At 63.5% G+C, this 2,698-nt stretch carries 3 protein-coding genes; 1 reads left to right on the top strand and 2 read right to left on the bottom strand.

Annotated features, from left to right (window positions below; genetic code table 11):
- Positions 1–83 precede the first annotated feature (83 nt).
- Positions 84–1,234, top strand: a protein-coding gene (locus QQZ13_RS09645; RefSeq protein ID WP_087132324.1) for an IS3 family transposase whose coding sequence is annotated in 2 segments (ribosomal slippage) — positions 84–354 and positions 354–1,234 — 1,152 coding nt in all. Because the reading frame shifts where the segments join, the coding sequence is not laid out codon by codon here.
- 88 nt (positions 1,235–1,322) lie between these two features.
- Here QQZ13_RS09645 and QQZ13_RS09640 read toward each other — a convergent pair.
- Together QQZ13_RS09640 and QQZ13_RS09635 are read right to left on the bottom strand one after the other, a co-directional pair.
- A complete protein-coding gene (locus QQZ13_RS09640) occupies positions 1,323–1,619 on the bottom strand; it encodes a hypothetical protein (protein ID WP_284528823.1) in 297 nt (98 codons plus the stop codon).
- A 70-nt stretch (positions 1,620–1,689) separates the two neighbouring features.
- Complete coding sequence (locus tag QQZ13_RS09635; RefSeq protein WP_284528824.1) at positions 1,690–2,535, bottom strand: ATP-binding protein; 846 nt, start codon at positions 2,533–2,535, stop codon at positions 1,690–1,692.
- Between the last annotated feature and the right edge of the window lie 163 nt (positions 2,536–2,698).

Below are 2,698 nucleotides of genomic sequence, written 5' to 3'. Positions count from 1 at the left end.
TGGGCTGACCCCGTTTCGTAGGTCCAGTCGTTATGAGAGTCGTCCTGTTGTCCGCGGTCGCGGGCAGGGAGACTGGTCAGATCATGACGAACAGCAGGAAGCGTCACACCCCGGAGCAGGTCGTCCGTAAGCTCGGGCAGGCCGACAGGATGCTCGCCGACGGTCAGGACGTCGCGGCGGTGTGCCGGGAGCTCGTGGTGTCCGAGCAGACGTACTACCGGTGGCGGAACCAGTACGGCGGCCTCAAGGCCGACGACGCAAAGCGCCTGAAGGAGCTGGAGAAGCAGAATGCGACCCTGAAGCGTCTGCTCGCGGAAGCGGAGCTGGAGAAGGCCGCGCTCAAGGAGCTGGCTGAGGGAAACTTCTAAGCCCGGACAGGCGCCGCGCCGCCGTCGATCACCTCAAGCGCAAGCTGCGGGTGAGCGAACGGATGGCGTGCCGTCTGGTCGGGCTGAGCCGCTCCGCGTATCGGCGACCGCTCAAGGGCGACACGGTCGCGGACCCGGATCGGGCGTTCAGGGAGTGGCTGCGCGCCTGGGCGAAGGACCATCCCCGCTACGGGTACCGGCGGGCGTATCACGACGCCCGCGCCGAGGGGTGGGTGGTGAACCACAAGAAGATCCAACGCCTGTGGCGTGACGAAGGGCTCCGGGTCCCGCAGCGGCGTCGACGCAAGCGCGTCGGGTCCTCGACCGTCGACGCGCCGACGGCGGACGCGCCGAACGTGGTGTGGGCGGTGGACTTTCAGTTCGACGCCGACGAGCACGGCCGACCGATCAAGATCTGCTCGATCGTCGACGAACACACCCGGGAGTGCATCGGCGGCCTCGTGGAGCGCTCGATTACCGCCGACCGACTCACCGCCCACCTCGAGGACCTCGTCGCCGCCCGGGGCGCCCCGGCGGTGCTCAGGTCGGACAACGGGCCGGAGTTCATCAGCGAGGCGATGGCCGACTGGGCCGGCACCCGCACCGGCCTGTCCTACATCCCTCCGGGCTCGCCGTGGCGCAACGGGTACGTCGAGTCGTTCAACAGCCGGATCCGCGACGAGTGCCTCAACATCAACAGCTTCTACTCGCTGCTGCACGCGCAGGTCATCATCGGCGACTGGAAGGACGAGTACAACCACCACCGCCGGCACTCCTCGCTCGGCTACCTACCCCCAGCCGAGTACGCTCGACAGTGCACCCATCAAATGGAAACCGACGACTCACAGAACGTCCGGACCGAATGAAGGGGGCGGCTCAGGTTCCATCGACCAGCACAACTCGACCATCCGCGAGCCGAGCCGCGAGGGGGCCGTCGGCGCCCCACGAAGACAACTAAGGGTCGAAGGTCCTTGCGGGCCGTTCCAGGTAGAACTCCAGAACATCTCTACGCAGCACTCCCTGGATGCTGGCATCGATGATTGCAGGAGACACCGTGGACGGTGACGGCAACTCCAACGGGCCTCGCTTCCAGACCTTCACGAGCGCCATTGCCTCGGCGTCGTCCGCCACCGACGCGGCGGGCAAACCAAGTTCGGCGGTACTAATCATGTGTAGTGCCGCATCGTCGTCCCAGGAGCCGAGTTCGTCGAGGTTGATCACCGGCTTACTTTCCTGCACAGATTCGTCCACGACTCCAAGGTGTACACGATTCTCAACCGGGCACAGGACGGATCGCCCAGAGTTCGCAGGTGAGGCCGGTCTAGATGCCCCCCAGGTCAAGCGTGAGGATGCCCCACGATTCGGAAGTGCGCTCATACTTAACATTTCGGCTTTGCGGTGACTCATCGCCGACGATTCGAACTTGCTGCTCCTCTCGAAGAACGCGTAGCCAATGAATCACCACCTGCTTGTTGAGCCCCGTTGCGACCATGATCTCGGCTCGGGACAGCTGGCGTTCGCCCATGGTGTCGAGGATCAGTTTGCGTCGGTCCCGGGGCGGGAGCTTCCCACCCGGTGTATTGGTGACAGTGCTGCTTCTGCCGCTCAATCGATACTCTGTCCAGCGCCGGCTGCCGACCTGCTCGACTAGCTCGCGACTGACGAGATCTTGTAGTTCAGCGGTCGCCACTCGTGAATCAACACCAGTCGCGTTGCGATAAGTGGGATTGTCGATTGAGCCACTCTTGTGGAGCATCGCGAGGCCGGTGTGCTGAGAGTCCGTGAGTCCGGTCTCACCCAGACTCTGAATCCATGCGACGGTCTCGTCATCCAGCAGTGTGTGGTTGGGAAACGTCACCGCGAAAGAGGCGATTTTGTCGTCGAAGCGCGGCACGGACATGCCCGCGTTACGGAGCGACTCAACCATAGTTCTGATACCGGAGCCACGGTTCTCACATACGGTTCGCGGATCGCCAGGCAGCGTTACGTCCTCGAGGATCTTAAGCAGGAACGAGTTACGCGACGAAGACGTCCCGTCGTCGGCTAGATCCTCAACTGATACGGGACCGAAGAGCCCTCCAGGGTTCTTGACAACAATCCGGTTCGGATACATTTCGATCTGTACCTGCGTACCCCTCGCGGCAGGTGAAAGGTCTCGGTGGACCATGGCGTTCACGATCGCTTCTCGGAGCGCGGCCTCGGGGTACTCCCAAACTTCCTGAGCCGCCCCCTTCATTCGGTCCGGACGTTCTGTGAGTCGTCGGTTTCCATTTGATGGGTGCACTGTCGAGCGTACTCGGCTGGGGGTAGGTAGCCGAGCGAGGAGTGCC

The organism is Microbacterium sp. T2.11-28, assembly GCF_950097975.1.
GTDB lineage: Bacteria > Actinomycetota > Actinomycetes > Actinomycetales > Microbacteriaceae > Microbacterium.
Note: the sequence above shows the minus strand (reverse complement) of the source record. Positions and strands in the feature narration are given on the sequence as shown.